The organism is Paraburkholderia sp. BR14320, from assembly GCF_040948665.1.
Lineage (GTDB): Bacteria > Pseudomonadota > Gammaproteobacteria > Burkholderiales > Burkholderiaceae > Paraburkholderia > Paraburkholderia youngii.
Genome location: NZ_JBFPKG010000026.1, coordinates 61,382 through 86,819, shown reverse-complemented (window position 1 = coordinate 86,819; position 25,438 = coordinate 61,382). Strand labels below are relative to the sequence as shown.

The following is a 25,438-nucleotide window of genomic DNA, read 5'->3' as shown; positions in this document are numbered from 1 at the left end:
CCCTTCCTGGAGTTGCCTGATGAAGACCCGCATGAACACTGTCCGCGCACGCACGCCGCGCGCCCTCGCCGTCCCCGCCCTCGCCGCCGCGCTGTTCGCAACGTCGTTCGCGGCTTCGGCCCAGACTGCCGCGCCGACCGGCGTGCGCGGCACGGTCACGTCGCTGTCGGGCGATCTGCTCAAAGTCCATACGCGCGACGGCCAGGACGTCGACGTGAAGCTTGCCGCCGACACGCCGATTCGCGGCGTCACGCTCGCAAACGTCGCCGACATCAAGCCGGACAGCTATGTCGGCACCGCCGCGATTCCGCAGGCCGACGGCACGCTGAAAGCGCTCGAAGTGCATGTGTTCCCGCCGAGCATGCGCGGTTCCGGCGAAGGTCATCGACCGTGGGATCTCGGCGCGAACAGCACGATGACGAACGGCACGGTCGGCTCGCTGGTGGTCAGCAACGGCCGCACGATTACCGTCAAGTACAAGGACGGCGAGAAGAAGATCGTGATTCCGCAGGACGTGCCCATCGTCAGTCTGGAGCCTGGCAGCCGCGCGCTGCTGACGCCCGGCGCGAAGGTCGTGCTGTTTGCGCACAAGGAGGCGGACGGCTCGATGGCGGCGAACTTCATTTCGGCCGGCGAGCATGGCGTGACGCCGCCGATGTAACGCGGCACTTCGTTCGTCTTCCTCCCTCTCGTCTTTGAAGCCAATGCCCGACTCGCAAGCATCTCTGATCGTTCATCCTCTCTTCGTTCGCGTGACGCACTGGATCAACGCGTTCGCGATGGTCTGCATGGTGATGAGCGGCTGGGCGATCTATAACGCGTCGCCGATCTTTCCGTTCCGGTTTCCCGTATGGGCGACGGTCGGCGGATGGCTCGGCGGCTCGATCGCATGGCACTTCGCGGCGATGTGGCTGCTCTGCGTGAACGGGCTGCTGTATCTCGCGTACGGCGTCGCGAGCGGTCATTTGCGTCGCAAGCTGCTGCCGGTGCGTGCCCGCGACGTCGCACGCGATGCGGCGCTCGCGCTGCGCTTCCGACTGCCGCACGAAACCGGCAGGTACAACGCCGTGCAGCGCGCGTTGTATCTGCTGGTGCTGCTGCTCGGCGTGCTGCTCGTCGCATCCGGACTGTCGATCTGGAAGCCGGTGCAATTCTCGTGGCTGACCGCGCTGTTCGGCGGCTTCGATTTTGCGCGGCGCGTGCATTTCGTCGCGATGGCCGGCGTGGTCGGCTTCGTCGTCGTGCATCTGCTGCTGGTGCTGCTGGTGCCGCGCACGTTGCCGCCGATGTTCACCGGACGCGCCCAGCACGGCACGCCTCGCATCGATCAAGCCCCCCAGAGGACTCGCGCATGAGCGCCCCGCAACGAACCGACACGGCGAACGATACGCACGCCAATACAGACGGCGCGCGCCGCTCACGCATCGTGCTTGCCGAGCACCGGCCGCAAATCGAGCAATTGCAGCGCCGTCTATTTCTGCGCTCGTCGCTATCGATCGGCGCGCTCGCGATGCTGTCCGGCTGCAACCTGCAGGACAACGATTCCGTCGACAAGGTGCTATGGGCGATGTCGCGCTGGAACGATCGCGTGCAGGCGTGGCTGTTCGATCGCAACAAGCTCGCGCCGACCTATGCGGCGCGCGATATCACCGATCCGTTTCCGTTCAACGCTTTCTATCCCGAGTTCGATGCGCCCGATGTCGACGGCTCGAGCTTTCGGCTCGAAGTGTCCGGGCTCGTCGCGGACAAGCGCAGCTGGAGTCTCGAGCAGCTGCGCAAGTTGCCGCAGGTTTCGCAGATCACGCGCCACGTGTGCATCGAGGGATGGAGCGCGATCGGACAATGGAGCGGCGTACCGTTTCGCACGTTTCTCCAACTGATCGGCGCCGATTTGAGCGCGCGCTACGTGGGCTTCAAATGCGCGGACCGCTATTACTCGAGCCTCGACATGGCGACCGCGCTGCATCCGCAAACACAATTGACGCTCGCTTTCCGCAACGCGCCGCTGCCGGCCAAATACGGTTATCCGCTGAAGCTGCGTGTGCCGACGAAGCTCGGCTTCAAGAACCCGAAGCATATCGCCGCGATCTTCGTGACCAACACGAATCCCGGCGGCTACTGGGAAGATCAGGGCTACAACTGGTTCAGCGGGCTTTAGACCGCGGTCACGTAACGCGGCACCGGCTTGTGCGCGCGCGGCAGCGGCGCATCGTGAGCGGCGCGCATGCGCTTGACTTCGTCGCCGGGACTCAGGCCGAATAGCCGCTTGAACTCGCGGCTGAACTGTGACGCGCTTTCATAGCCGACCCGCGCGGCGGCTGCGCCCGCATTCAGGCCATCCTGCACCATCAACAGACGCGCATGATGCAGACGCGTGGTCTTCACGTACTGCATCGGCGACGTCGCGGTGACCGCCTTGAACTGCGCATGAAACACCGCGAGGCTCATGCCGGCCTCGGCCGCGAGCGTATCGACATCGAGCGAGCCGTGGTAGTCCGCATGAATGCGCCGCAGCGCCTTGGCGATGCGGCCAAAGTGATTCTGATGCGTGAGCGCCGCGCGAATCGCGCCGCCCTGCTCGCCGGTCAACACGCGATAGCAGATTTCCCGCACGATGCCAGGGGCGAGGATGCGCGCATCGAGCGGCGATGCGAGTGCTTCCATCAGACGCTTCACTGCGCCGCTCAGCGCGGAATCGAGCGGCGTCGAGTAGATGCCGGCCGGTTCGTGCTGCGCGACACCCTGAGTCTCGTTGAGCGCCATCAGCAACTCGGCGACCATCGTCAGATCGACGCGCACGGAAATGCCGAGAAAAGGCTCCTGTTCGCTTGCTTCGGTCTCGCATTCGAACGGCAACGGCACCGACAGCACCAGGTACTGCTGCGCGTCGTACTGGAACACCTGATCGCCGATAAAGCCGCGCTTGCGTCCCTGGCAGACGATCACGATACTCGGCTCGTACATCACCGGCCTGCGCGCCATCGGCTGATTCGCGCGCAGCAGGTCGACGCCTTCGAGGCTCGAACGCGTGATGCCGGCATTCGGCGCGAGCAGATTGAACAGTTCGAGCACGCGGCGCTGCGCCGCATCGTTCGTAACGGAATCGACAGCTTGAGTGGACATGACGATATGGTGACAGCCAGGAGAATAATGCCTGGAATTTAGCACCAAACAGTGTATCGCGCTGTTCCTCCAGAGTTTTAGGCAAACCTTCAAGACAATCAGGTATTCCACGACGGGTGTCGGACTCCTAAGATGGGAACCCTGCCGGATCGCCCTTTTTGCCGCGCGCAGCTTGCGCGGTCATTGGCCACCATCAATTTGCTCGACGCGGATGTTGGCCACCGATGCACGCTCCCCGATTCCGGTTCATGCTGCGGTCCGCCGCATCCGCAACCCCCTGTTGCGCATCGCCGGCGCGTCGCATGTTGCGCCATCACCCTCTTTGCTGGAGCTACCCATGAGCACGACGTATGCCTATGCAGCGACCGACGCCACCACGCCGCTCGCCCCGTTTGAATTACAGCGCCGCGCACCGCGCGCCCATGACGTGCAGATGGAAGTGCTGTACTGCGGCGTGTGCCATTCCGACCTGCATCAGGCGCGCAACGAATGGAAGAACACGATCTACCCGGTCGTGCCGGGCCACGAAATCGTCGGCCGCGTGACCGCGGTCGGTCCGAATGTGACGAAGTACAAGGTCGGAGAACTGGTCGCGGTCGGCTGTCTGGTCGATTCGTGCCGCACCTGTTCGAGCTGCGCGGAAGGTCTCGAGCAGTATTGCGAGAACGGCTGGGTGGGCACGTACAACGGTGTCGATCGCGTCGACGGACAGATCACGTACGGTGGCTATTCGACGCAACTGGTCGTCGACGAGGCTTTTACGCTGCGCGTGCCGCAGAATCTCGACCCCGCGGGTGTCGCGCCGCTGCTGTGCGCGGGCATCACCACGTATTCGCCGCTGCGCACGTGGGGCGTGGGCCCGGGCAAGAAGGTCGGAATTGTCGGCCTCGGCGGACTCGGCCATATGGGTGTGAAGCTGGCTCGTGCGATGGGCGCGCATGTCGTGCTGTTTACGACGTCGCCGTCGAAGATCGAGGATGCGAAGCGGCTTGGCGCGCATGAAGTCGTTGTTTCGAAGAATCCGCAGGAGATGGAAGCGCATGTGAATAGCTTCGATTTCATTCTCAATACGGTGGCGGCGCAGCACGATCTGAATCCGTTTTTGAATCTGCTGAAGCGCGATGCGACGATGACCCTAGTCGGTGCGCCGGAGCACGATCATCCGTCGCCGCAGGTGTTCAATCTGATTCTCAAGCGGCGGCGCCTTGCCGGTTCGCTGATTGGCGGTATTGCCGAGACGCAGGAGATGCTCGATTTCTGCGGGGAGCATGGCATTACTTCGGATATTGAAATGATTCCGATGCAGAAGATCAATGAGGCTTATGAGCGGATGCTCAAGAGCGATGTGAAGTATCGGTTTGTGATTGATATGGATTCGTTGCGGAAGTAATAGCTGCTTGTTTGCCGCGCAGCGGGTGGCTTTTTTTGCGCCCGCGGCGCGGGGTTCTGTTTTGTTTTGTTTTGTTGTTGTGTTTTCTTTGCCTTCGCGCTTTTTCTTTGTTCTTAGGGTGTTGGCCTTTCCTTGATTTCTTGTCGGTCTATTAGCGTTGCCCCTGTGCGGGGCGGCACCTACTTTCTTTGCTGCTGCAAAGAAAGTAGGCAAAGAAGACAGCTAAAACCGCCAGCTCATAAGCGGGGCCCTCGGTCCGCGTGAGGTAGTGGTGCATCTGGAATCTGTCATCTCGCGCATTCCGCGTCAGTGACAAGGCAGTCATACCTCCGGCGGCGCTGCGCGCGCCGAAGCACTGTTCTCAAACCATTGGTCGGTTTGGCGTGTCGCCGAGACGCAGCCGATGGCCCCACTAACACAAAAACACACTGGTTTCCCCTGCATGCCGGTCCGCGACGCACGTAGTGCGGAGTGGGATGGATGACGGCTTTGTCACTGCGGTCGAATGTGCGGGGGCACGGATTCCAGATGCACCACTGCCGCTCGTGGGGCACGGTGCCCGCTTAAGAATTAGCGGTTTGAGCTGTCTTCTTTGCCTACTTTCTTTGCAGCAGCAAAGAAAGTAGGTGCCGCCCCGCACAGGGGCAACGCCAATAGACCGACAAGAAATCAAGGAAAGGCCAACACCACAGGAACAAAGACAAAAGAACCGCCGCAGGCAAAAAAAGAAACCTCATTTGGAGCATCCCAGTGATCGACAGAATAACTGCAATGCGCACATTCATCCGAATCGTGGACACCAACAGCTTCACCCGCGCAGCGGAATCACTGAACATTCCCCGCGCAACCGCGACGACGATCGTCCAGAACCTGGAAGCCCTGCTAGGCACCGCGCTCTTAGTCCGCACGACGCGCCGCCTGAGCATCACCCCAGAAGGCGCCGCCTACTACGAACGCTGCGCGCAAATCCTCGCCGACATCGACGAAATGGAAGCCAGCATCCGCAATTCGACCGACAACCTGACCGGCCGCCTGCGCATAGAAATGCCGAGCGCAGTAGCAAGCGCAATCGTGCTCCCATCTCTAGACGAGTTCCACGCCCTCTACCCGAACCTCGATCTCGCGATCGGCGTCAGCAACCGCACCGTCGATATGGTTTCCGAAGCAATCGACTGCAGCATCCAGCTCGGTGAATTGCCCGATTCCAATCTCGTCGCGCGGCAACTCGGCACCCTCGATCAGGTCACCTGCGCGAGTCCAGCCTATCTGGCTCGCCACGGCACGCCCGTCGATCTCGACGAGCTGCGCGCGCATGTCGCGGTCAACTGCGTGTCGCCGCATAGCGGCCGCGAATGCGACTTCGATTTCGAAGTGGACGGCGAAGCGCGCAAGGTCAAGCTCAATGGCTTCGTGCAGGTCAGCGACGAACAGGCGTACCTCACCTGCGGACTGCAAGGCCTCGGCATGATCCAGCCCGCGCGCATCGCCGCGCAGCCTTACCTCGATTCGGGCTTGCTGCATGAAGTGCTGCCGCAATGGAAACCCGTGCCGATGCCGGTCTCGGTCGCGTACGTGAAAAACCGCCGCGTGTCGCCGCGCGTGCGCGCATTCGTCGATTGGCTCGCCGAGCTGTTCGAGAAGGCCGGCCACGTCGAGCAGGATCTGTCGCGCGTGCGTCAGTTGCTGCGCGGCCTGCATCCCGCGTAAAGCGGGTGCGGGCGCGCGGCGCTCGCGCGTTGATTAGTTCATCGGCCGCACCGGCACCGGCCGCGTCAGCAGATCGACATAGAAATTGAAAAACGCCGGATTATCGAATCGCTTGACGACCGTCATCTTCTGCAAACCCGGCGGCGGCGAACTCGTGTAGCCCGTTGCCTTGCCTTCGTTGGCGCCGATGCCCGTATCCACATCCACCCATTCCTCGACGGTCTGCGTCGCGAACGACGGATGCATCAGATACGCGAGCGTCAGCGTGTCCCAGATGTTCGTCGTGTAGTTCGGATTGGTCTCGAAGCCGTTCTTGCCGTCGTAGCCGTAACCGTTCAGCGTCTTGAACAGTTGCGTGATGATGGTCTGCTTCGCCGGATCGTGCGCAATGCGATCGTAAAGCGCCTTGTCCATTTGCACGGTATTCGTTACGTCGAGCGGAATCACCGTCTGTTTGATCGGCAGATGCAGCACCGTTTTCGCCGCTTCGGGATCGAACCACCAGTTGAATTCGGCGGTGGGCGTGGTATTGCCCGGCACGTCGATCGCGCCGCCCATGTAAATGATCTGCTTGATCAGCGGCACGATCTCGGGGTGCTCGCGGGTGGCCAACGCGAGGTTGGTCAGCGGGCCGATTGCGAGAATCGTCACCTCGCCAGGATAGCGCTTCACCGATTCGACGATGAAGTCGATCGCGCTCTGGCTTCGCACCTTCGTGTGCGTCGCGAAGCCGTCCGGCGGCGCGACCAGTTCACTAGCCGATTTCGGCTCCGGCTTGCTCCATGCGCCGATGTAACCGTCGCCGCCCGGGAATTTTTTCAGTTCACGCTGGATCGTCGTGAAGTCGTGCGACAACGCGTAATTGGCGCCCGCATACACGCCGATCTGCTGTTCGACGCCGAGCCGCTCGACCGATTTCAACGCATCGGCAACGCCCTGCTTCAGCCACTGATTGCCGGACACCACGGTAATGCCGAGCACTTTCAGCGAACCCTGCGCCTGCAGTTGCGCTGCCATCACGCCGAGTTGGCCATCGTCGCCGAGCGTGTTGTAGTCGCTGTCGATGATCACCTTCGGCGGATCGCTGCGGGCATTGACACCGTTGCTTGCGTAAGCCGTGAGATTGAGTGTGGTTGCCACGCTTGCCGCCCAGATCAATGCCACGAGAATTCGCCTCATCGATGCCTCGTTTGGAGTGCCGCTGAGTGACGCGGACAAGGAAATCATCATAGGCGCAAGCCCTATGAATGACGAACAATCAACGCGCCAGCGCCAGCGACAGCGCAAGCAAAAGCGGCTCGCGACGCCACTGCAACGTCGCGAGCCGCCTCGTATAGCGTGCTGTCAAAAGCCTGTTACTGCGATTCCTCGGCCCACACGGCGTTCTCCCGCGTCATCAGCGAGGTCGATGCCGCCGGTCCGAACGTGCCCGCCGAATACGAGCGCGGCCGCTCGCCCGACTTCGCCCAGCCGTCGAGAATCGGCTCGGCCCACGCCCATGCCGCTTCGAGTTCGTCGCGGCGCATGAAGTGCGTGAGCCGTCCGCGGATCACGTCGATCAGCAGCCGCTCATAGGCTTCCGCGCGACGCTCGGTGAACGCCTGCTGCAGGTCCAGGTTCAGGTTCACCGGCACCATGTGCATGCCGCTGCCGGGTTCTTTCGCGAGCACCTGCAGCTGGATCGACTCTTCGGGCTGCAACTGGATCACCAGACGATTGCCGTAGGTGCGTCCATTGCTCGGAATGATCGAGAACGGCAGCTCGGAGAATTCGATGACGATCTCCGACAGCTTCTTCTGCATCCGCTTGCCGGTGCGCAGGAAGAACGGCACGTTGGCCCAGCGCCAGTTGTTGATCCGCGCGCGCAATGCGACGAAGGTTTCGGCGCGGCTGCCCGGCGGCACGTTTTCTTCCTCGAGGTAGCCCTTGACCGCCTCGCCATCGACCGCGCCCGCCGTGTACTGGCCGCGCACCGTGTCGCGCGCGATGTCCTCGGGCGTCATCGGCCGCAGCGAGCGCAGCACCTTCAGCTTTTCGTCGCGCACCGCGTCGGGATCGAGCGACACCGGCGGCTCCATCGCGACGATGCACAGCAGTTGCAGCAGGTGGTTCTGCACCATGTCGCGCAGCGCGCCGGTCTTGTCGTAGAACCCCGCGCGAGTGCCCACGCCGACCGTTTCGGCCACCGTGATCTGCACGCTCTTGATGTACGGCGCCTGCCACAGCGGCCCGAATATCGGATTGCCGAAGCGCAGCACCATCAGGTTCTGCACGGTTTCCTTGCCGAGGTAGTGGTCGATCCGGTAGATCTGCGATTCTTCGAAATGCTTGCCGACCGCGTTGTTGATTTCCTGCGCGGACGCGAGATCGTGGCCGAGCGGCTTTTCGAGCACCACGCGCGAATGGCTGTCAACGAGCCCGGCCGCCGACAGGTTGTCGCAGATATTGGTGAACAGATCCGGCGACGTCGCCAGATAGAACACACGGTTCACGCCGTCGCGCGACGCTTCCTTCAGGCGCAGGTAGTCCTCGCGCGAATCGACGTCCATCCGCACGTATTCGAAAATCGCGAGAAATTTGTCCCACGCGGATGCATCGAACGCCTTCTTGTCGATGAAGGGCTTGGCCTTCTGCTCCATGAATTCGCTGATGTATTCCTCGCGCGACCAGGGCTTGCGCCCGATGGTCAGAATGCGGGTGTCCGGCGGCAGATTGCAGTGCAGATGCGCCATATACAGCGCGGGCAGCAGCTTGCGGAACGACAGGTCGCCGGTGCCGCCGAAGATGATCATGTCGAGCGGCAGGTCGGGTGTGGCAGGAGCTTGTTGGGTCGTCATGGCACGGTCGCAGCGTCTAGGGGGAAGGCGTCGATCAGGAATCGGCGGCGGGCGGACGGGCTAAAGCTCACGTCCGGTATGGCGCTTTTTCCGGCAAACATCTATGGTGCAACGTTTTGAGATAGTTTGCACGGCAACATCTGCCGCAGGTTAGCGCAAGTTGCCAAGCTTGCGCGCCACATGGTTGTTTTTTCGGGATATTTTGCGTGATTTTGGCGGGTGGACCGCTAACGATCAGCCGCGCGCCAGCGCCTCTCGCGCGACCCGGCACGCGGCCAGATCCCACGCCGCGCAGCCGACGCTCTTGAACACCACCGGTCCCGCCGGCACCGGCTGCGTCTCACCGAGCACCGCGGCGATCGCGCCCACCCGCGCCCAGTCGACGCCGGCCTGGATGAAATCGCCGGCCTCGTGCTTGGCGCCGGCCTCGTCGTCGACGTACAGCGCGCTGCCCGCGATCGTCGTCGCGCCGATCTCGACCATCTGCGGCGTGAAAGCGCCGACGCCGATCACGAGCCGCTCCGCGCGCGCCGTCTCGTCGTAGACCGGCTGTTTGCTGGTGGTCAACGCGATCACGACCTCGACCGAAGCCGGAATCGTCGCGCCGGCTTCCGCGAGCGGCCGCAACTCACGCACCTTGCCGCGCTGCGCCGCGCAGAACGCCTCGGCGCGGGCGGGCGCGCTGCCCTTGACCCACACGAGCGCGTCCGGAAACAGTTCGCCGATCGCTTGCAGATGATTGAGCGCCTGCGTGCCGGTGCCTATCAGCATGAATTCGCGCGGCGTGCGCGCGGCGAACGTCGCGATGCCGAGCATCGACATCGCCGCGGTCCGGCGGCCCGTCACGGTCGGACCGTCGAGGACGAACAGCGTCTCGCCGGTATCGGCATCGAAGGCCATGACCTGGCCGTGGATCGTCGGCAGATCGCGCGCGCCGTTGCTCGCGCACACGTTGACGAGCTTGTGGATCGCCAGATCGGGCGCGGTGGCGGGCATCGACAGCATGATGCCGCCGGCATTCAGCGGCACGACGAGCCGCTCGGGGCTCACGATGCGTCGTTGCGCGTAGTCGATGCTTGCGCGCCGTAATGCGTCGACAAGCGCTGCAAAAGGCATCAGCCGCGCGGTGGCGGCGGCGTCGAAGATCTGCGTGGTCGGGCGGGTCATGGGCGGGACGGTCCAATGCTGGATCAAGTGGGCATGGCGTCACCGTAACCGAGCGCAGAAAAATTGACTAGTCGTGTGGGCGTCTACTTGCCGCCGTTACCGTCGCGGTTCTGGTCGCGGTTCTGATCGCCGTTCTTGCCGTTGCCGTTGCCGAACATCGCCCGACACGCGGGGCTCAGTTCGTCGAGGTGCCGCTTCATGCAGGCGATGATCTTCGCCCGGTGCGGAATCTCCGAAGCGCAAAAATGGAACGCATCGTGACGGCACGCATGGGCCTGTTCTTCGCGGGTCGCGGCATGCGCGGCGCCGGCAGCGTCGAGCACGACGAGGCCGGCAGCAAGCAGACGGAAAGCTCGATTCATGGAAGATCCGATCGGTCGCACGTCGAAGATGCTGCGTTAGCAGGAAACAGACCTGAATCGCGAACGCCGCGTCATGCCCGGCGCGCCAGCTAGCTCGTGCTGCGGCCGAGCGTCATCCCACGCCCTGCATAGAAACGCGACATCGTCGTGAACGGCAGGTACACGTCGGACTGGTGCGGCGCGACGCCCGACGGGTTATGGAACCAGACGCCGTCGCGATCCCGCCCGTGCAGCAGGATCAGATGACCGCCCCGCTGCCGGTTCGGCCGCTCTGGATAGCGGATCTCGGGGCTCACCGACACGATCGCGAGCGTATCGGCGTCGAGCCGCGCCGCGATCTCCTCGAGCGACGCCTGCGGCAGCACGTCGATGTCGAGGCCGAAGGCCGGGCCCGCCCAGTCGGCGAACGGCCGGTAGATGAGACCGTCGACGCCGCCATCGTCGCGCAGCCGATACACGCCGTGCCGCAGCGCGTCGTCGAGCAATGCGGCGCGCGGCGCGTGATCGATGCCCCAGTAGTCGAGCGCCGATTCGAGGCACGTCAGCCCGCACAGGCGTTGCGCCCAGAAACGATAGCGCTCGGGGTCGGCGAAACCGCTGCGCTGCCAGTGCGGGTCTTCGCACGGATCGCGCTGCCGTTCGACGATGTCGCGCACCCACTCGGGGCTGCCCCATTGCGTGTAGTACGGGACATCGGCGTGGCGCAGAACGGGTTCGGTCATCGGTGGCATCGGTCGGGTTGAGTTGGGTTGGGTCGCGTTGCGCCCGGTTACAACATGCTGCGCGGCCGCTTCATCGTGCCGTCGAAGAAACGCTGCAATCGGAACGCCGACAGATCGAGCGACGCGTTGCCGCCATCGTTGAGTTCAGCGAGCAGCTTGCCGACGATCGGCCCCATCGCGAACCCATGTCCGCAGAAGCCGGTCGCGATCGTCAGGCCTGGGACCTGCGGCGGCGCATCGATGACCGGAATGCCATCGGGCAACACGTCGATCAGCCCGGCCCACGCCTCGACCACCTGGGCGTCGCGCAACGCCGGAAACAGCGCGCGCAGCTTTTTCAGCGCGCGCGGCGCGTGGCTCGGATTCGGCTGCGGATGCGGGTCGCGCGGATAAATCCCACGTTCGGCGTCGGGCACGCCGCCCGGCAGGCGCTCGCGCAGATCGCGCAGACAGGCGCCGTTCAGATGGAAGCTGAACTTCTCGCGCTGGGTCCACAGCTCGGGCAGAAACCATTTGAGCGCGCGGAAATGGCCGAGCGTCATGTCGACGTCGACCTGCATGTCGTCGGCGAGGTTGATCGCGCCGTTCGCGCGCTGCCGGATGCCGAGGCCGTGGCCCCAGAACGTCGACGCCGTGATCGGGGGCAGCGGATTGGTGCGCATGCAGGTACCGCGCACCGCCTGCTGCGGCAGTTCGAGACCGAGCGTCCTGAGGAGCCGCCAGCTGCTCGCGCCGGCCGCGCAGATCAGACGCGAGGTACGAATCGTGCCGCGCTCGGTGACCACGCCGGCGATCGCACCGCCCGCGCGTTCGACGCCCAACACGCCGCAGCCCTCGAAAAACAGCGCGCCGGCTTCGGCCGCGCGGGCCGCGAACGCCGCGGCGGCACGGCGCGGTTCGGCCTGGCCGTCGCTCGGCGTGTACAGGCCGCCAAGCGCGGGGCCCTGCATGCCGCTGACGACGGCGTCGATCTGCCCGCGGTCGAGCGTGCGGGTGTCGAGGTCATACTGACGCGCGACCTCGAGCCATTGCTGGAACGAAGTCCAGTCTTCGTCATTGGTCGCGACGTACAGGCAGCCGCCTTGGCGCCATTCGAGATCGAAATTCAGCTCACGCTCGAGTTCTTTCCACAATGGAATGCTCGCCATCATCAGCGGCACCTCGGCGGCCTCGCGACCCTGCTGACGCACGAAGCCCCATGCGCGCGACGACTGCTGCCCGGCGATCCGCGACTTGTCGAGCACCACCGCCGACAGGCCGCGCCGCGCCAGGTAATAAGCGGCCGCGCAGCCCATGATGCCGGCACCGGCGATCACGACGTCGGCGCGGCTGGGAAACGGTTGGTCGGCGGGCGTGAAGGTCGAGTGCAGCGGGTAAGTCGTGGTCATTGGTTGGGCGGGTTGGAGACGTGGGCGTCATCTTCGCAGTGGCGGCCATTGTCCGCAATGCCTCTTGAGTTCGGCACCGCTGCAGGTCGCAGCCGGGACGGCACGCCGGCTCCTGGCGGAATCCCCAGTTATCCGTCAAACGGATATTGGTCGATTATCTGTCACGCAAATATTTGACAAATATTCGTGTAACGCATAAATTGCGTTTATTCGTCTCGCAGATAATCCGCCATGCTCCATCTGATCACCACGTCGGACCAGCTCGCGCAGCTGCTAGCGGCCAGCCGCCACCAAGCCGGCTTCACGCAGACCGAGGCGGCCGCGCGCGTCGGCGTGAGCCAAAGCCGCATTTCCGCGCTCGAAACCGATGCGAGCGGGCTCACGCTCACCCAGCTGCTCGCGCTGTGCGGCGTCTACGGCCTGCAACTGCAGTTGCGGGACAAAAATCAGCCGGGCGCCGAGCCGGCACCGAACGTCGAGTGGTGAGATGGCCCGGCAAACCGCCTCGAAGGCATTGTCGGTGTGGGCCAACGGCGAGCGCGTCGGCGTCTGGCGCCTGCCCGCGCGCGGCCCGATGGAGTTCGCCTACGACGCCGCCTGGATCGCGTCGCCCGCGGGTCGTCCGCTGTCGCTGTCGCTGCCGTTCACACCCGGCAACATGACGCACAAAGGGCCGCGGGTGCTGAACTACTTCGACAACCTGCTGCCCGACAGCGACGCTATCCGCAAACGCATCGCGCAGCGCTACCGGACCGAAACGCTCGACGCGTTCGACCTGCTGCGGGCCATCGGCCGCGACTGCGTCGGCGCGGTCCAGCTGCTCGGCGAAGACGACGCGCCGGCCGGGGTTCAGCGCATCGAAGGCACGCCGCTTTCCGACGACGACATCGAGGCGCTGCTCGCGCAAACGGTGGGCAAACCGACGCTCGGCGCGCCCGACGAACCCGACGACTTCCGCATCTCGCTCGCCGGCGCGCAGGAGAAAACCGCGCTGCTGTGGCACGACGGCCAATGGCAGCGGCCCCACGGCGCGACGCCGACCACGCATATCTTCAAGCTGCCGTTGGGGCTGGTCGGCAACCGGCTCGCCGATCTGAGCACGTCGGTCGAAAACGAGTGGCTGTGCATGCGGATTCTGCGCGCGTTCGGCCTGCCGGTCGCGAACACCGAGGTCCTCAGCTTTGGCCGGCAGCGCGTGCTCGCCGTCGAACGCTTCGACCGGCAGATGCATTCGAGCGGCACCTGGCTATTGCGTTTGCCGCAGGAAGACTTCTGCCAGGTGTACGGCGTGCCGTCGCATCGCAAGTACGAGAACGAGGGCGGCCCCGGCGTGCTCGACCTCGCGCGGATTCTGCAGCAGTCGGTCGACGCGCGGCAGGACCTCGAGACCCTGCTCGCGAGCCAGATCCTGTTCTGGATGCTGGCCGCGCCGGACGGCCACGCGAAGAACTTCAGCATCCGTCTGCTCGCGGGCGGCCAGTACCGTCTGACGCCGCTTTACGACGTAATGTCGATCTGGCCGGTCGAAGGCAATGGCCCGAACCAGTGGTCGTGGTACAAGGCACGGCTCGCGATGGGTCTGTGGTCGCGCAGCAAGCACGATGCGTTTCGCGATGTGCAGCGGCGTCATTTCAACGCGATGGCGTTGAAGTGTTCGTACGGCGCCAACGCCGAACCGCTGATCCAGCGTCTGATCGAACAGACGCCCGGCGTGATCGAGCGGGTGTCGGCGGAATTGCCCGAGCGCTTTCCGGGCAAGGTCGCCGAGCGGATTTTTAAAGGACTTCAAAACTCGGCGGCCCGGCTCGACACGATGCCGGCAAGCTGAACGCTTCGCGGCCGGAAGCCGGAACCGTTGGCTTGCGCACAACTCATTCGTGGATTCCCTACGGTTTCGTCATCGTTTCACCGGTAGAATGCTTTTTAATGCTCAATGCATCAAAAGTCACCCGCGCGACGGCTGCGTCGCTTGCATTAGCGGCCTCGGCGACGGTCTGACAAAATCATAAACAGTGAATTTTTTTACGGTACATTTGCTGTCCCCGCGTGGCCGATTCATGCGCATTGCATGCGCAAGGTCGGTTTGCGCCTGTCGACCGCGTACCACTTGTACCTTTTAACTCGCGGATTTTCACGCCGTATGGCCAACGAAACACACTCACCGGACTCCATCGCGGTTGCCGAGCGCGTGCGCGAGTTGATGAGCCGGCATGGAATCGGCAAGCGCCAGCAAACCACGGAGCTATGCCGCATCCTCGATCTGAGTTTTTCTCAGGGGCACCGCAAACTGCGCGGCAATAGCCCATGGACGCTGTCGCAGATCAAGAAAGTCGCCGAGGTATTCGACGAACCGGCGGCGCAGCTGTTCGGCGCGCAGTCGCTCGATCCGGGCGTGGTCGGCGCGATCGCCCAGGAGGCGGTGTTCTGCATCGGCGCGACCGAAATCGCCTGTACCGCGTGGGTCGGCGCCGCGCTGGAACCGGGCAGCCGTCCGGAGTTCGTCGCCTATTCGCGGCTCGGTCAATGGCGTGTCTCGCGTCATGATGGCGCGCTGTATCAGAGCGCCTATGAAGTCCACAAGATCGAGATCTACCCGCGCCGCGCCGAAACCGACAAGCCTGCGATCGCGGTCGTCGACGACGATTGCGCGAGCGCCGATAACCTGCGCGACTATCTGGAGCGCAGCGGCTTCACGGCGGTCGCGATCTATGGGCTCGCCGCCTTCAGCGAGCAGTTGCAAACGCAGGTGTTCGACGGCGTGATCATCGACTGGCTGTTCGGCTCGCAGACCTCGGCGGCCGCGATTCGCGCGGTGCGCGCGTCGGAGAACCCGGACGCGCCGATCTTCGTGCTGACCGGCGAGCTGCTGACCGGCAAGGCCAGCGAATCGGAGATCAGCGAGGTGATCCGCGATTACGACGTCGCGTGCTATGAGAAGCCCGCGCGCATGGCGATCCTCGTCGCCGATCTGTCGAAACGGCTGAACCGCCCCTGAACCGCGCGCGGCCCCCCCTCGCGCCCTCACGCCTGATGCCGCGCCGCCAGCGCGCGCTGCAGCGCGTGCTTCAGATCCTCGTAATGGACCGGCTTTAAGAGCGCCTCGAACACCGACGGCGCGCCCGTTACGCCACCTTCCTCATCCCGCACGACCTCCGGTGCGTACGCGCTGACCACGATCACCGGCACGCCCGCCGACGGTCCGCCGCGCGCCGCGAAGTCCTCGAGAAACGTGTAGCCGTCGCGCTCCGGCATATGCAGATCGAGCAGCACCACTTCGCAGCGGTGTGTATCGAGCCACGCGAGCGCGTCGTTGGCATTGCCGAGTGCGAGCGAGTCGTAGCCCATATGCGCGACCATCTCGCTGAGTGACTCGCGGATCAGGCGGTTATCGTCGATGATCAGCACGCACGGTTGCGCGCCGTCCGGCTCGGCTTGCGCCGCGACGTCGGCCGGCTCGATGGTGGCGACCGGCACGACCGGAATCGTCACGGTGAAGCGGGTGCCCTCGCCGACCGTGCTCGCGACATCCACGGTGCCGCCGAACAGCTTGACGAGCCCTTGCACGATCGTGAGCCCCATGCCGGCGCCTTCGAAACGGCGCGTGCGCTTCGCGTCGAGCTGAGTGAACTCCTCGAAGATCAATGGGATTTGCTCGGACGGCACGCCCGGTCCCGTATCGCTGACGACGAAAACCAGCAGCGCCGGCTGCTGGCGCAGCTCGATGCGCACCGTGCCGGTCTCGGTGTAGCGGATCGCGTTGGTGACGAGGTTGTTGACGATCTGCCGGATGCGGTGCGGGTCCGACTCGACCAGCCCGCGCGCGCCGCTCGCCTCGCTTTCGAGCTTCAGGCCGCGCGCCTTGGCGGACATCGTGTGTTCATCGACGATCGACGCCAGCAGCTCGCGCGGCTCGAAATGCTGGTGCCGCAGTTCGAGCTTGCCGGCGCCGAGGCGCGCGTAGTCGGTCAGGTCCTTCATCTGCGCTTCGAGATGGCGCGCCGCGGTTTCGAGCCGCTGGATCACCTTGCGGTCGGCCTCCGAGTGATAGTGGAAGCCGAGCAGTTCCACCGACGACACGATCGCATGCAACGGCGTGCGCAGCTCATGGCTGATCATGCCGAGAAACGCATCCTTCGCCAGGCTCGCCTCGCGCGCCGCGCGGCTCGCCTGATGCTCGGCTTCCAGCGCCGCGCGCTGCTGGCGCATGAGCCGCGTGCGGCGCCGGCCGTTGAGCACGAGCAGCAGCGTCGCCGCCGCCGACAGCAACAGCAGCACCAGACCGCCCGCGAACAGGATGCGGCGCTTGTCGATGAAATCGCGATTCATCGCCTCGCGGTCGGCGACATCGGCGAAACGGCGCGACAGCGCCAGATCGTTGACCTCGCTCCAGTGCTGGCGCAGCTGCGCGCCGATCCGCGCGGCATGGGTGCGGTCGCGCGGCAGTACGTCGATCTCGGGCTGGATGTCGTCGAGCATATCCTCGAGCGTCTTGATTTCGTCGATCTGCCGTTGCAACAGAGCGAGCTGCGTGGAGAGCCGCTGCGTCGAACCGGCCATCACGCGCAGCTTCGATTGCAGCAGCTGAAAGCGCAGCAGCAGCCGCTGATAGTCGTCGTCGGCGCCGGACTGATACAGCAGCAGCTGATTCTCGAAGCGGGCATAGGCGATCTGCAGTTGTGCGGCGTCCCAGTAGAAACCGTCGTAGGTGCCGGTCAACTGCTCGGTCGCGCGCGGGTTCAACAGGTTCGCATACAGCAGATAGCCGATCGCGCCGACGGGCGCGGCGAGCGCCATCAGCCAGATCAGCACGTACATTGCGCGCCGCCATGGACGGCGCGCTATTTGACGATGAGGGCCTTGATCTGCCATACGAATTTCGAGTCGCCGACCGCGCCAGTCAGTTCATCCGGAAAAGCATCGCGCGGATAGATCAGAAACAGCGGCCCGAAGTCGCTGAGTTTCAGGCGCTGGCCGTTCATGCTGTACGCGACGATCACGCCGTAGCGGTCGCAGTCCGCGACCGGCACGGTGTAGGTGTAATCGTCGTAGGTGTGAAGCTCGATTTCGGTGCCGCGCGCGCCGACGGCCTTCAGGATGTCGGCGAGCCTGGGACCGGCGAACGTCGAGCGCGGTGTCCAGGTGGTCGAAGTCGTGATCGTATGCACGGGCAGCGCGAGCAGTTGAGCCTCGTCGAAGTGATAGCTGCGATGCGCGGCGTCGTTGGTGTTGGCGATCTTGCCCTCGACGTCGAGCGCCAGCGCCGGCGACTGCCGCACGCCCGGCTGCGCATGCGCGCCATAGACAGTAAGCCCGACGATCAGTCCCGCGAGCCCCGTCAGCCAGCGCATCCACCAGCGCACACCAGTTCCGCCGGCTGCATCGCGCAGCGTTGCAATCAGGTTGGCCATTTGCTTTTTTTTATCCGTTCTAGTTGATTCGCCGGACCATGGGCGGCGCCACGGTCAGCCGATCTTATGCCACGCGAAGTGTTGCGCGATACCCAGCAGCCAAACGCGTGCCACCCCGACACGCGACCTTTGACCCGCATGCATAATATCGCCAAAATGCGCTGACTCAAAAACGGGGACCCGCGATGTCGCGCCAGTGCGTCAGCGAGCAACGCACGCCTCCCCGCGGACCAATGCCTTCCATCGCGCCAACGGCGCCTCGATAGTCATGAACAAGCCGGTCTTGCCTCTGACGTACGAACAGCTCGATCACTGGATCGAATCGCTGCAACCCGCGTTGCTCGCCGAGCGTTTCACGATGGCGCTCGGCATTCTGCGCGGCGGCGCGCCGCTCGCGCTGATGGTGTCGCACGCGGTCGGCGCGTCGGTCGCGTTCCTGCGCTACGACCGCCAGACGCGCGCGGTCGCATGGGATTCGACGCTGCCGATCCCGCCCGCCGGCTCGAAAGTGCTGCTGTGCGAGGACATCGCCGGACGCGGTTTTACGCTCGCCGATTGCATCGCGTTCCTGCAGTCGCACGGGCTCGAAGTCAAAACGCTGACCGCCGCGGTCGATGAACTGAGCCGCGTGCAGCCCGACTACGCGATCGACGCGCGCGGCTACTTCGCCCTCTTTCCATGGGAGCGCCAGGCGTACACCGAGCGCTATCGCGACGACTGGGCGCGCGTCGAAGCCGGCGCAGCGCCGGCGATGGCCAACGACCACGAATACGCGGCGTACGCGATCGACCTCGACGGCATCCTGCTGCCCGACGTACCGCTCGCGCGCTACGACGAAGACCTCGCCGGCGCGCTCGCCGAGCGCGACGCGCTGCTGCCGTTCGAGGTGCTGCCGGGCATCGACCTGCAGCACGTGCGCACGATCATCACGGGTCGACCGGAGATGGATCGCGCGCGCACCGAAGCGTGGCTCGCGCGACACGGCTTCGCTCACATGCAACTGGTGATGCGCGCGACCGGCCTGCACGACGACAGCCCGTCCGGGGCGGCCGCGCACAAGGCGAGCGCGGCGCTGCGCGCGGGTGTCACGCACTTCGTCGAAAGCGATCCGGTGCAGGCGCTGCTGATCGCGCAGCAGGCGCCTTTGTTGCGCGTGATCTGGTGGGATGCGCTGACGCGCACGGGGATGCTGGTGAGCGCAAGGGCGTGGAGCTGAGTTGAGTTGATCTGACCTCAGCGTTCTCTACTTGTCCTTCCCCTCGCGCAACTGCAAATGCCTTGCGGCCCGCTGCGACGCGACGACGATCAGCTTCATCGTCGCCCGCGTCGCGCCGACGAACAGCTTGCGCGCGACGCGTTCGTCGAACGCGTCGAAGTCGATCTCGGTGAAGATCACGCACGGCGCCGCCTGCCCCTTGAAGCGGTAGATCGACTCGAACAGCACGTCGCCGTCGCGATACTCCGGGTTGCCGAACAGATCATATTTGCCGGTGAAGCTGCGCAGCCGATGCGGTCCGAGATGATCGAGCGCGCTCATCGCCGAACCGTCCCTGCCGCGGAACGACAGCACCACGATGTCCTGCTTGCGAAAGCCGAGCCCGAGCGCGTGGGTGATCGCGCGCTTGGTCGCGTCGATGCTGCTTTCGGCGGCCTGCGCTTCGTCGTAGACCGACACCGAAACGTCGGAGCCGTCGAACGGACTGCCCGACGCGAGCGCCGCGGCAAGCGGCACCGACGAGCCGATCACGTCGCGCAGATAGTCGAGGATGTCACGCGGACTGCGGTAATTGGTGGTCTCCTTCAGCGTGGCCCAGCCGGGTAACGACACCGGCTCGCGCATGTACAGATTCTGCAGCGGGTCTTCGAGCCACCACCATGCGCCGCCCGGCCGCAGCAGCCGCTCGAGCGAGGTAATCCACGACTGCTGGAAATCCTGCCCTTCATCGACGATCAGCACGTCGAACTGCCAGCGCGGTTCGATCGGCGTGTGGGCGAATCCGGCCTCCAGCAGATCGAACACCTGCGCGGATTCGAAATCGGGCGCGCGGCCCGCGTCGCGCATGATCCAGTCGCACAGCTGGTGATAGTTCGCGACCTTCGCCTCCGGCGGCGCAACCCGCGCGATGTGATCGGCGAGCGGCCGGTTGAAGCACACGTACAACGGCCGCTCGCCGCGCGCGACCGCGTCCTTCATCACCTGCACCGCGAGTTGCGTCTTGCCGGAGCCTGCCGTGCCGACCACGCGCAAACGGAACGGCGCGAATTCGAGGCGCCGGGCCCACGTGGCGAGTCCGCCCGACAGGCGCGTGACGAGCGTGCCCGCCTGGCCGACGAGCGCGCTCGTGTCGGGTGCCAGCGCGAGTTCGTCGGCAAGAAAGTGATGGATTTTCGATGCGCTGGGAAGCCGCGGCTCATCGGCCGGCAGCGCTTCGCGGATGATCGCCGCGAGCCGTTCGCGCCGCGTCGCGTCGACGATGCGCGCGGGATTCACGCCGGCGATCGCCGCATCCTTGACGATGTGATCGGGACAGTACAGCAGTTCCTCGATGAAATAGGTGCCGGCGCCGAACGCCGCGGTAAAACGCCGGTGCAGACTTTCGATCGTATGCGCGAGCGCAATCGCGACGTTGCGCTCGGTCTGCAGATACACCTTGACGAGCCCCTTCGGCGTTTCACGCAGAAAGCCGGTCTTCTGCTCGATGATCATCAGACGCCCGGCGGGACTCACGATCACGAAGTCGGCCTCGCCGAATACCGAGAAGTTCTGGTTCAGGCGAGTCCAATGCACACCGTGATAGACGGTGTAATCGTCGGGCAGTGCGTGTTCGAGCAGCGCGAGCGTTTCGCGTTCGCGCGCCGCCGCGCCGGTCGCTTCGAGGCTCTTCCAGTCGTCGGGAACAATGCGGGCCATGCGGTGCCTTATTGGGTTGGATGCGTGAGTCCACGCATGTCGGCTCAGTGCGCAATTCGGGGTGCGGTCATTGTACGCAACGCGGTGACGGGCGTCGCAGCCGCGACACTGCGTGCCGCCTCGCGCGGAGGGCGCCTTTCGGATGCCGCGCAAAGCTTCGCGCATCGTGTATCGTAACTGGCTGAACGCCGCGCGCGAGGCGCGGCTTGCCAACCGTAACAGAAAAGGATTTACCGGATGATTACGATCTGGGGACGTACCAATTCAGTCAACGTCCAGAAAGTTTTGTGGTGCTGCGACGAACTCGTACTGCCATTCGACCGCATCGACGCGGGCCTGCAATTCGGCCGCAACAACGAACCCGACTATCTCGCGATGAATCCGACCGGCAAGATCCCGACGCTGGTCGACGACGACTTCGTGCTGTGGGAATCCAACTCGATCCTGCGCTATCTGACGATGCAATACGGCGAATCGAGCCTGCTGTATCCGGCCGAGCCGAAACTGCGCGCGAGCATCGACCGCTGGCTGGACTGGTCGCTGTCGACGCTGCAGCCGGTGGAACGTCCGGTGTTCTGGTCGCTCGTGCGCACGCCGGAGGCCGAGCGCGACACCGCCAAACTCGCGGCCGACGTGCAGGCGGTCACCGTGCTGTGGCGCCTGCTCGACACGCATCTGCAGGGCCGCTTCTTTCTCGAAGGCGACAAGTTCACGCTCGCCGATATCGTGATCGGCGCGTACGCGAAGCGCTGGTTCGGCCTCGACGGTTTGCAGCGGCCGCCGCTGCCGAGTCTGGAGCGCTGGTATTCGCGTCTAACCACGCGCACCGGGTTCAAGAAGTACGTGGATTTTCCGTTGACCTGAACGGCCGGTTCATCGGCGACTTCGTGATCGCCGCCCGCGCGCCTGTGCTGCGCCCATCCCGCGACCGGCGCGGCGGCCCACCGCGCATGCCTCTATAATCGACGCATGAAAATCGCCAACCCCGCCGCCAAGCCCGCCGCAACCGGCCATCCGGTCACTCCCGCGCCTGCCGCCACCGCCGCCGATGCGCACGATCATCATGTGCATCACGACGTGCATCAGCCATCGCAGGAAGCGGCTCTCGCACTGGCCGAGGAATATTGCCGCGAGCGCGGCGAAAAACTCACGCCGATCCGGCGCAAGGTGCTCGAACTGCTGCTGAACTCGGGACGCGCGACCAAGGCCTATTCGCTGCTCGACGAAATGCGCCAGATTCACCCGGGCTCGGCGCCGCCAACCGTCTATCGCGCGTTGGATTTTTTGCTGTCGGCGGGACTCGTGCATCGAATCGAGTCGATCAATGCGTTCACCGTCTGCCATGATCTGACGCAATGCCAGCACGGCATTCTCGTCGTATGCCAGCAATGCGGCAGCGTCACCGAGCTGCATCAACCGAAGCTGCGCCAGGCGCTCATCGCGCAGATCGAAGACGCGGGCTATCGGCTCGCGAGCGACGAAATCGAGTTGAAGGGTCTCTGTGCGGCCTGTCAGGCGGCCGCAATGGCTGGCGAAGCCGCGCCGGTGGCCGCGGCCAAATAGCGGCGCGCTACGCGTCGGGTGCGCAACGCGGTGTGATGCGCCGCGAAGCGTCGATGGCCGTGCGCTGCTCTCCGCGAAACGACGTCTTCCCGCCGCGCGCCGGCCTGCTACTACTCACTTCCACGAAAGCCCGCTGCGAGCCCGTTGCGAAGCGGCGATCAGCCCGCCGCGCGGGCGTCGATCGCGTCGCGCAGCAACGTCACGAGCGCTTCGGGTAACGCGGGTTTGGTCATGAAATGCTGGAAGCCTTCGCCGATGCTGCGCAGGCGGTAGGCGTCGTCGGTGTGGCCGGTCAGCGCCACCGCCACCGCGGGCGAATGGCCGCCGCAAATCTCGTGGTCGCGCAGCCGCTGGATCAGATAGAAGCCATCCATGGTCGGCAAGTCGAGGTCGCAGACGACCGCGTCGGGAAGCAACTCCATCGCCGCCACGACACCCTCTTCCGCATCGGCGACCGCGCATACCTTCGCGCCTTCCGCCTCGAGTAGCAAGGTCAACGATTCCCGGCTGTCGGGGTCGTCCTCTACAAGCACGATCGTGGCCTGATCGAGCCTCATTGCTGCATTCATCGTATGTTGTTGCTCTGGAAAACCGGTTAGGCCATCGGAAGTGGCCAATGTTTCACTCTGCTGATTGCCGCCGATTTGCGCGGCCGAGGTGTTGCTGTCCATGGTTCCGACTCGATTTCGCACGCCGAGTTGCAGACAGGTCCGCGATTGTAAAACATTGCTGAGCACCTTCCCGAGTACAACGCGTGCGCACGGTAACGCGCCAAAATTGCACGTCGATGAAAAAACGGCGCTCGACGCATGCCGCGATTTAGCTGCTGAGTGTCCGCAGTTTTTCCGCGGCTCGCCGATTGCCGGCACCCGATGTTCCGGCGCGGTTCGCACGAACCCCGTTCGTACGGCCTTCTCCGCCCGGTATCGATTCTGTCCTTCGTATTGTTTGCGCGACGCGGCGCTGTCGTTCGTGTTGCGCCGCTCGCACCCGACGACTCTGCAAGCATGTCGCGTGCCTCGCTGCAGCGGTTCGCGTCACTTGAAGAGGGGCCGGTCGCGCGTGCAGATGACACAAAGATGAATTGGCGCTTACCCGCTAACCGTTGGCGCCGCGGCGCTATCATCGTGGGCGCGCATGCGCGGCATGCTGCGGTTCGCGGCTGCCCGCACGCATCTATTGATGTCTCTTCATCTCAACCCGAGGTCACCCGACACCATGTCCGCCACATCGCCCGCGCTTTGCACCGCGACGCTCGAGATCCTTCGTCACGTCAGCACCGCCACGCTGACCACGCAGTTGTTCAAGCGCGGTCTGCGCAATACCTTCATGCAGGGCGTCGCACCGCTCGCTCCGCACCGCGGCGCGAATCTGGTTGGGCCGGCGTTCACGCTGCGCAATATCCCATCGCGCGAAGACATCGACGTGCTGGAGCTATTCGCGGACCCTGAGTACGCGCAACGCAAATGCGTCGAGACCATTCCGCCGGGCCATGTGCTCGTCCAGGATTGCCGCGGCGAGCGCGGCAGCGCGTCGTTCGGATCGATTCTGTCGCTGCGTTTGCAGGTGCGCGGCGTGGCCGGCATGGTGTCCGACGGCCCGGTGCGCGACAGCGCGACGATCGCCGCGCTCGACATGCCGGTGTTTTGCGCCGGCGCGAGCGCGCCGCCCAATCTGATCCGCCATCACGCGGTCGACATCAACGTGCCGATCGGCTGTGGCGGCGTCGCGGTGTTTCCAGGTGACGTGATCGTCGGCGATGGGGACGGGGTCGTCGTGATTCCGCTGAAGACGGCCGACGAGGTCGCGCAGGCCGCGGCCGAGCAGGAACGGCTCGAAGCGTTTCTGACCGAAAGGATTCGCGCCGGCGCCGTGCTGCCCGGCACCTATCCGCCGAACGACGAGACGAAGGCGGCGTTCGACGAGTGGAAGAAAAACCGCAAAATCTAGCGCCTTTTCAACCAACACGGCGACCGATGTGTCACACCGGCCGCCGGTTCAGGCGCCCTTGCCGGGTCCGATGCCCTGCACCAGCAACGCCACCGCGTGCCGTGCGATCTCCGCGCCGCCGATATTGCGGCGCAATGGATCATTACGCCACAGCTTCGAAGTGGCGAGCGGCAGAATCGTCATGCCGAGCAGCGTGACGAACACGAGCGCGGGTTCGAGCGATGCATTCAGGCGGCCCTCCTTCTGCCAGCGCGCGATCGCCAGCAGCGACTCCTTCTGATGCGCGAAACCGAAACGCTCATGCATGCGCTGGCGCAGCAGTCCGCCGTCGCTGATCACTTCGCGAATCCATAGCGATGCGAACCACGGGTTATCGCTCGCGATCTGCACGAGCCGCTCGGTGAGTTGCGTGATCGCCGCGACAGGATCGTCGGGATGTTCCTGGAACGGCAGACCGAGGCTCGCGCGCAACGGCGCGAAACACTCGTCGATCAGTACGTCGAGCAGTTGATCGCGTGTCTTGAAGTAGTAGTGCACCATCGCGGGCGTGAAGCCGGCCTCGCGGGCGATCTCACCGAGCGATGTCTCGACGATGCCCTGCCTTGCGAACAGCGTCAGCGCAGCGTCGAGCAAGCGCGCGCGCTGCTCGGGGCCGCGCGCGGCGCCCGTCGGCCGGCCGGGGCGGCGGGCGGGCCTCCCGCTTGGCGCGACACTTGCGGGATTCGCGGTTTGCGTATCCGCTTGTGTCCCCTCGAGTTTGGACTTCGACGCGCCCCGCTCTTTCGCGGCAATCCGCGCGGATGGCCCCGCATCTGTCACGGCGTGGTCCGCCGCGGCGTCATCAGATGAGATCCTTGTCATTGCATTGAATTTGACGTGAGAGGCGATGTCGCATATATTAATCTTTCGG

The 25,438-nt window shown here is 64.6% G+C and carries 24 protein-coding genes; 12 read left to right on the top strand and 12 right to left on the bottom strand.

What is annotated here, in order from left to right; all coding sequences use genetic code 11:
* Positions 1–19: 19 nt before the first annotated feature.
* Genes AB3X89_RS23225 through AB3X89_RS23215 form a run of 3 tightly spaced genes read left to right on the top strand, consistent with a single transcriptional unit; the run spans position 20 to position 2,158 of the window.
* A complete protein-coding gene (locus tag AB3X89_RS23225) occupies positions 20–661 on the top strand; it encodes a hypothetical protein (protein ID WP_368585357.1) in 642 nt (213 codons plus the stop codon).
* Between the two features lie 43 nt (positions 662–704).
* Entirely contained in the window at positions 705–1,355 is a 651-nt protein-coding gene (locus AB3X89_RS23220; protein WP_368585356.1) for a cytochrome b/b6 domain-containing protein, read from the top strand.
* Positions 1,352–2,158, top strand: coding sequence for a molybdopterin-dependent oxidoreductase (locus tag AB3X89_RS23215; protein WP_368585355.1), 807 nt, complete (start codon positions 1,352–1,354; stop codon positions 2,156–2,158). Before AB3X89_RS23220 ends, AB3X89_RS23215 begins: the two co-directional genes overlap by 4 nt.
* Here AB3X89_RS23215 and AB3X89_RS23210 read toward each other — a convergent pair.
* Entirely contained in the window at positions 2,155–3,123 is a 969-nt protein-coding gene (locus AB3X89_RS23210) for an AraC family transcriptional regulator N-terminal domain-containing protein (protein ID WP_368585354.1), read from the bottom strand. The genes AB3X89_RS23215 and AB3X89_RS23210 overlap by 4 nt on opposite strands.
* A 337-nt stretch (positions 3,124–3,460) precedes the next feature.
* Between AB3X89_RS23210 and AB3X89_RS23205 the strand changes: the two genes are divergently transcribed.
* Positions 3,461–4,513, top strand: coding sequence for an NAD(P)-dependent alcohol dehydrogenase (locus AB3X89_RS23205; RefSeq protein ID WP_368585353.1), 1,053 nt, complete (start codon positions 3,461–3,463; stop codon positions 4,511–4,513).
* 750 nt (positions 4,514–5,263) lie between these two features.
* Positions 5,264–6,220 carry a LysR family transcriptional regulator gene (locus AB3X89_RS23200; protein ID WP_368585352.1) on the top strand — a complete coding sequence of 319 codons (957 nt, stop codon included), beginning with the start codon at positions 5,264–5,266 and terminating at the stop codon, positions 6,218–6,220.
* Between the two features lie 33 nt (positions 6,221–6,253).
* Here the strand turns inward: AB3X89_RS23200 and AB3X89_RS23195 are convergent, their stop codons facing one another.
* From AB3X89_RS23195 to AB3X89_RS23170, 6 genes are all read right to left on the bottom strand, one after another.
* A complete protein-coding gene (locus AB3X89_RS23195; RefSeq protein ID WP_368585351.1) occupies positions 6,254–7,399 on the bottom strand; it encodes a nucleoside hydrolase in 1,146 nt (381 codons plus the stop codon).
* A 176-nt stretch (positions 7,400–7,575) separates the two neighbouring features.
* Entirely contained in the window at positions 7,576–9,057 is a 1,482-nt protein-coding gene (gene zwf, locus AB3X89_RS23190) for a glucose-6-phosphate dehydrogenase (protein ID WP_368585350.1), read from the bottom strand.
* A gap of 234 nt (positions 9,058–9,291) precedes the next feature.
* Positions 9,292–10,224, bottom strand: coding sequence for a bifunctional Delta(1)-pyrroline-2-carboxylate/Delta(1)-piperideine-2-carboxylate reductase (gene lhpI / locus AB3X89_RS23185; RefSeq protein ID WP_368585349.1), 933 nt, complete (start codon positions 10,222–10,224; stop codon positions 9,292–9,294).
* Between the two features lie 83 nt (positions 10,225–10,307).
* A complete protein-coding gene (locus AB3X89_RS23180) occupies positions 10,308–10,586 on the bottom strand; it encodes a hypothetical protein (protein WP_368585348.1) in 279 nt (92 codons plus the stop codon).
* A gap of 89 nt (positions 10,587–10,675) precedes the next feature.
* A complete protein-coding gene (locus AB3X89_RS23175) occupies positions 10,676–11,308 on the bottom strand; it encodes a C39 family peptidase (protein WP_368585347.1) in 633 nt (210 codons plus the stop codon).
* Between the two features lie 47 nt (positions 11,309–11,355).
* The gene (locus AB3X89_RS23170) at positions 11,356–12,696 is read right to left on the bottom strand and encodes an NAD(P)/FAD-dependent oxidoreductase (RefSeq protein ID WP_368585346.1); all 1,341 of its coding nucleotides are present in this window, start codon (positions 12,694–12,696) and stop codon (positions 11,356–11,358) included.
* A gap of 231 nt (positions 12,697–12,927) precedes the next feature.
* Between AB3X89_RS23170 and AB3X89_RS23165 the strand changes: the two genes are divergently transcribed.
* From AB3X89_RS23165 to AB3X89_RS23155, 3 genes are all read left to right on the top strand, one after another.
* Positions 12,928–13,182, top strand: coding sequence for a helix-turn-helix domain-containing protein (locus AB3X89_RS23165; RefSeq protein WP_368585345.1), 255 nt, complete (start codon positions 12,928–12,930; stop codon positions 13,180–13,182).
* 1 nt (position 13,183) lies between these two features.
* Positions 13,184–14,524, top strand: coding sequence for a type II toxin-antitoxin system HipA family toxin (locus tag AB3X89_RS23160; RefSeq protein WP_368585344.1), 1,341 nt, complete (start codon positions 13,184–13,186; stop codon positions 14,522–14,524).
* A 312-nt stretch (positions 14,525–14,836) separates the two neighbouring features.
* A complete protein-coding gene (locus tag AB3X89_RS23155) occupies positions 14,837–15,691 on the top strand; it encodes a helix-turn-helix domain-containing protein (RefSeq protein ID WP_152853852.1) in 855 nt (284 codons plus the stop codon).
* A 26-nt stretch (positions 15,692–15,717) separates the two neighbouring features.
* Here the strand turns inward: AB3X89_RS23155 and AB3X89_RS23150 are convergent, their stop codons facing one another.
* Positions 15,718–17,565: a hybrid sensor histidine kinase/response regulator gene (locus tag AB3X89_RS23150; RefSeq protein ID WP_368585343.1), complete on the bottom strand. Its 1,848-nt coding sequence runs from the start codon at positions 17,563–17,565 to the stop codon at positions 15,718–15,720.
* Positions 17,535–18,104, bottom strand: a complete 570-nt coding sequence (locus AB3X89_RS23145; RefSeq protein ID WP_368585342.1) for a molybdopterin-dependent oxidoreductase — start codon at positions 18,102–18,104, stop codon at positions 17,535–17,537. The genes AB3X89_RS23150 and AB3X89_RS23145 overlap by 31 nt, the downstream gene beginning before the upstream one ends.
* A gap of 268 nt (positions 18,105–18,372) precedes the next feature.
* On the opposite strand from AB3X89_RS23145, the gene AB3X89_RS23140 reads away from it, so the two are divergent.
* Positions 18,373–19,320 carry a phosphoribosyltransferase family protein gene (locus AB3X89_RS23140; RefSeq protein ID WP_368585341.1) on the top strand — a complete coding sequence of 316 codons (948 nt, stop codon included), beginning with the start codon at positions 18,373–18,375 and terminating at the stop codon, positions 19,318–19,320.
* 27 nt (positions 19,321–19,347) lie between these two features.
* Here AB3X89_RS23140 and AB3X89_RS23135 read toward each other — a convergent pair whose 3' ends face one another.
* Complete coding sequence (locus tag AB3X89_RS23135; RefSeq protein ID WP_368585340.1) at positions 19,348–21,015, bottom strand: ATP-binding domain-containing protein; 1,668 nt, start codon at positions 21,013–21,015, stop codon at positions 19,348–19,350.
* Positions 21,016–21,252: 237 nt separating this feature from the next.
* Between AB3X89_RS23135 and AB3X89_RS23130 the strand changes: the two genes are divergently transcribed.
* On the top strand, positions 21,253–21,879 hold the full coding sequence (locus AB3X89_RS23130) for a glutathione S-transferase family protein (protein ID WP_368585339.1): 627 nt from the start codon (positions 21,253–21,255) through the stop codon (positions 21,877–21,879).
* Positions 21,880–21,984: 105 nt separating this feature from the next.
* Positions 21,985–22,578 carry a Fur family transcriptional regulator gene (locus AB3X89_RS23125; protein ID WP_368585338.1) on the top strand — a complete coding sequence of 198 codons (594 nt, stop codon included), beginning with the start codon at positions 21,985–21,987 and terminating at the stop codon, positions 22,576–22,578.
* A 158-nt stretch (positions 22,579–22,736) separates the two neighbouring features.
* Here the strand turns inward: AB3X89_RS23125 and AB3X89_RS23120 are convergent, their stop codons facing one another.
* Positions 22,737–23,249: a response regulator gene (locus AB3X89_RS23120; protein ID WP_176105726.1), complete on the bottom strand. Its 513-nt coding sequence runs from the start codon at positions 23,247–23,249 to the stop codon at positions 22,737–22,739.
* A gap of 547 nt (positions 23,250–23,796) precedes the next feature.
* On the opposite strand from AB3X89_RS23120, the gene AB3X89_RS23115 reads away from it, so the two are divergent.
* Complete coding sequence (locus AB3X89_RS23115; RefSeq protein ID WP_368585337.1) at positions 23,797–24,528, top strand: ribonuclease activity regulator RraA; 732 nt, start codon at positions 23,797–23,799, stop codon at positions 24,526–24,528.
* 48 nt (positions 24,529–24,576) lie between these two features.
* Here the strand turns inward: AB3X89_RS23115 and AB3X89_RS23110 are convergent, their stop codons facing one another.
* The gene (locus tag AB3X89_RS23110; protein WP_368585336.1) at positions 24,577–25,347 is read right to left on the bottom strand and encodes a TetR/AcrR family transcriptional regulator; all 771 of its coding nucleotides are present in this window, start codon (positions 25,345–25,347) and stop codon (positions 24,577–24,579) included.
* Positions 25,348–25,438 lie beyond the last annotated feature (91 nt).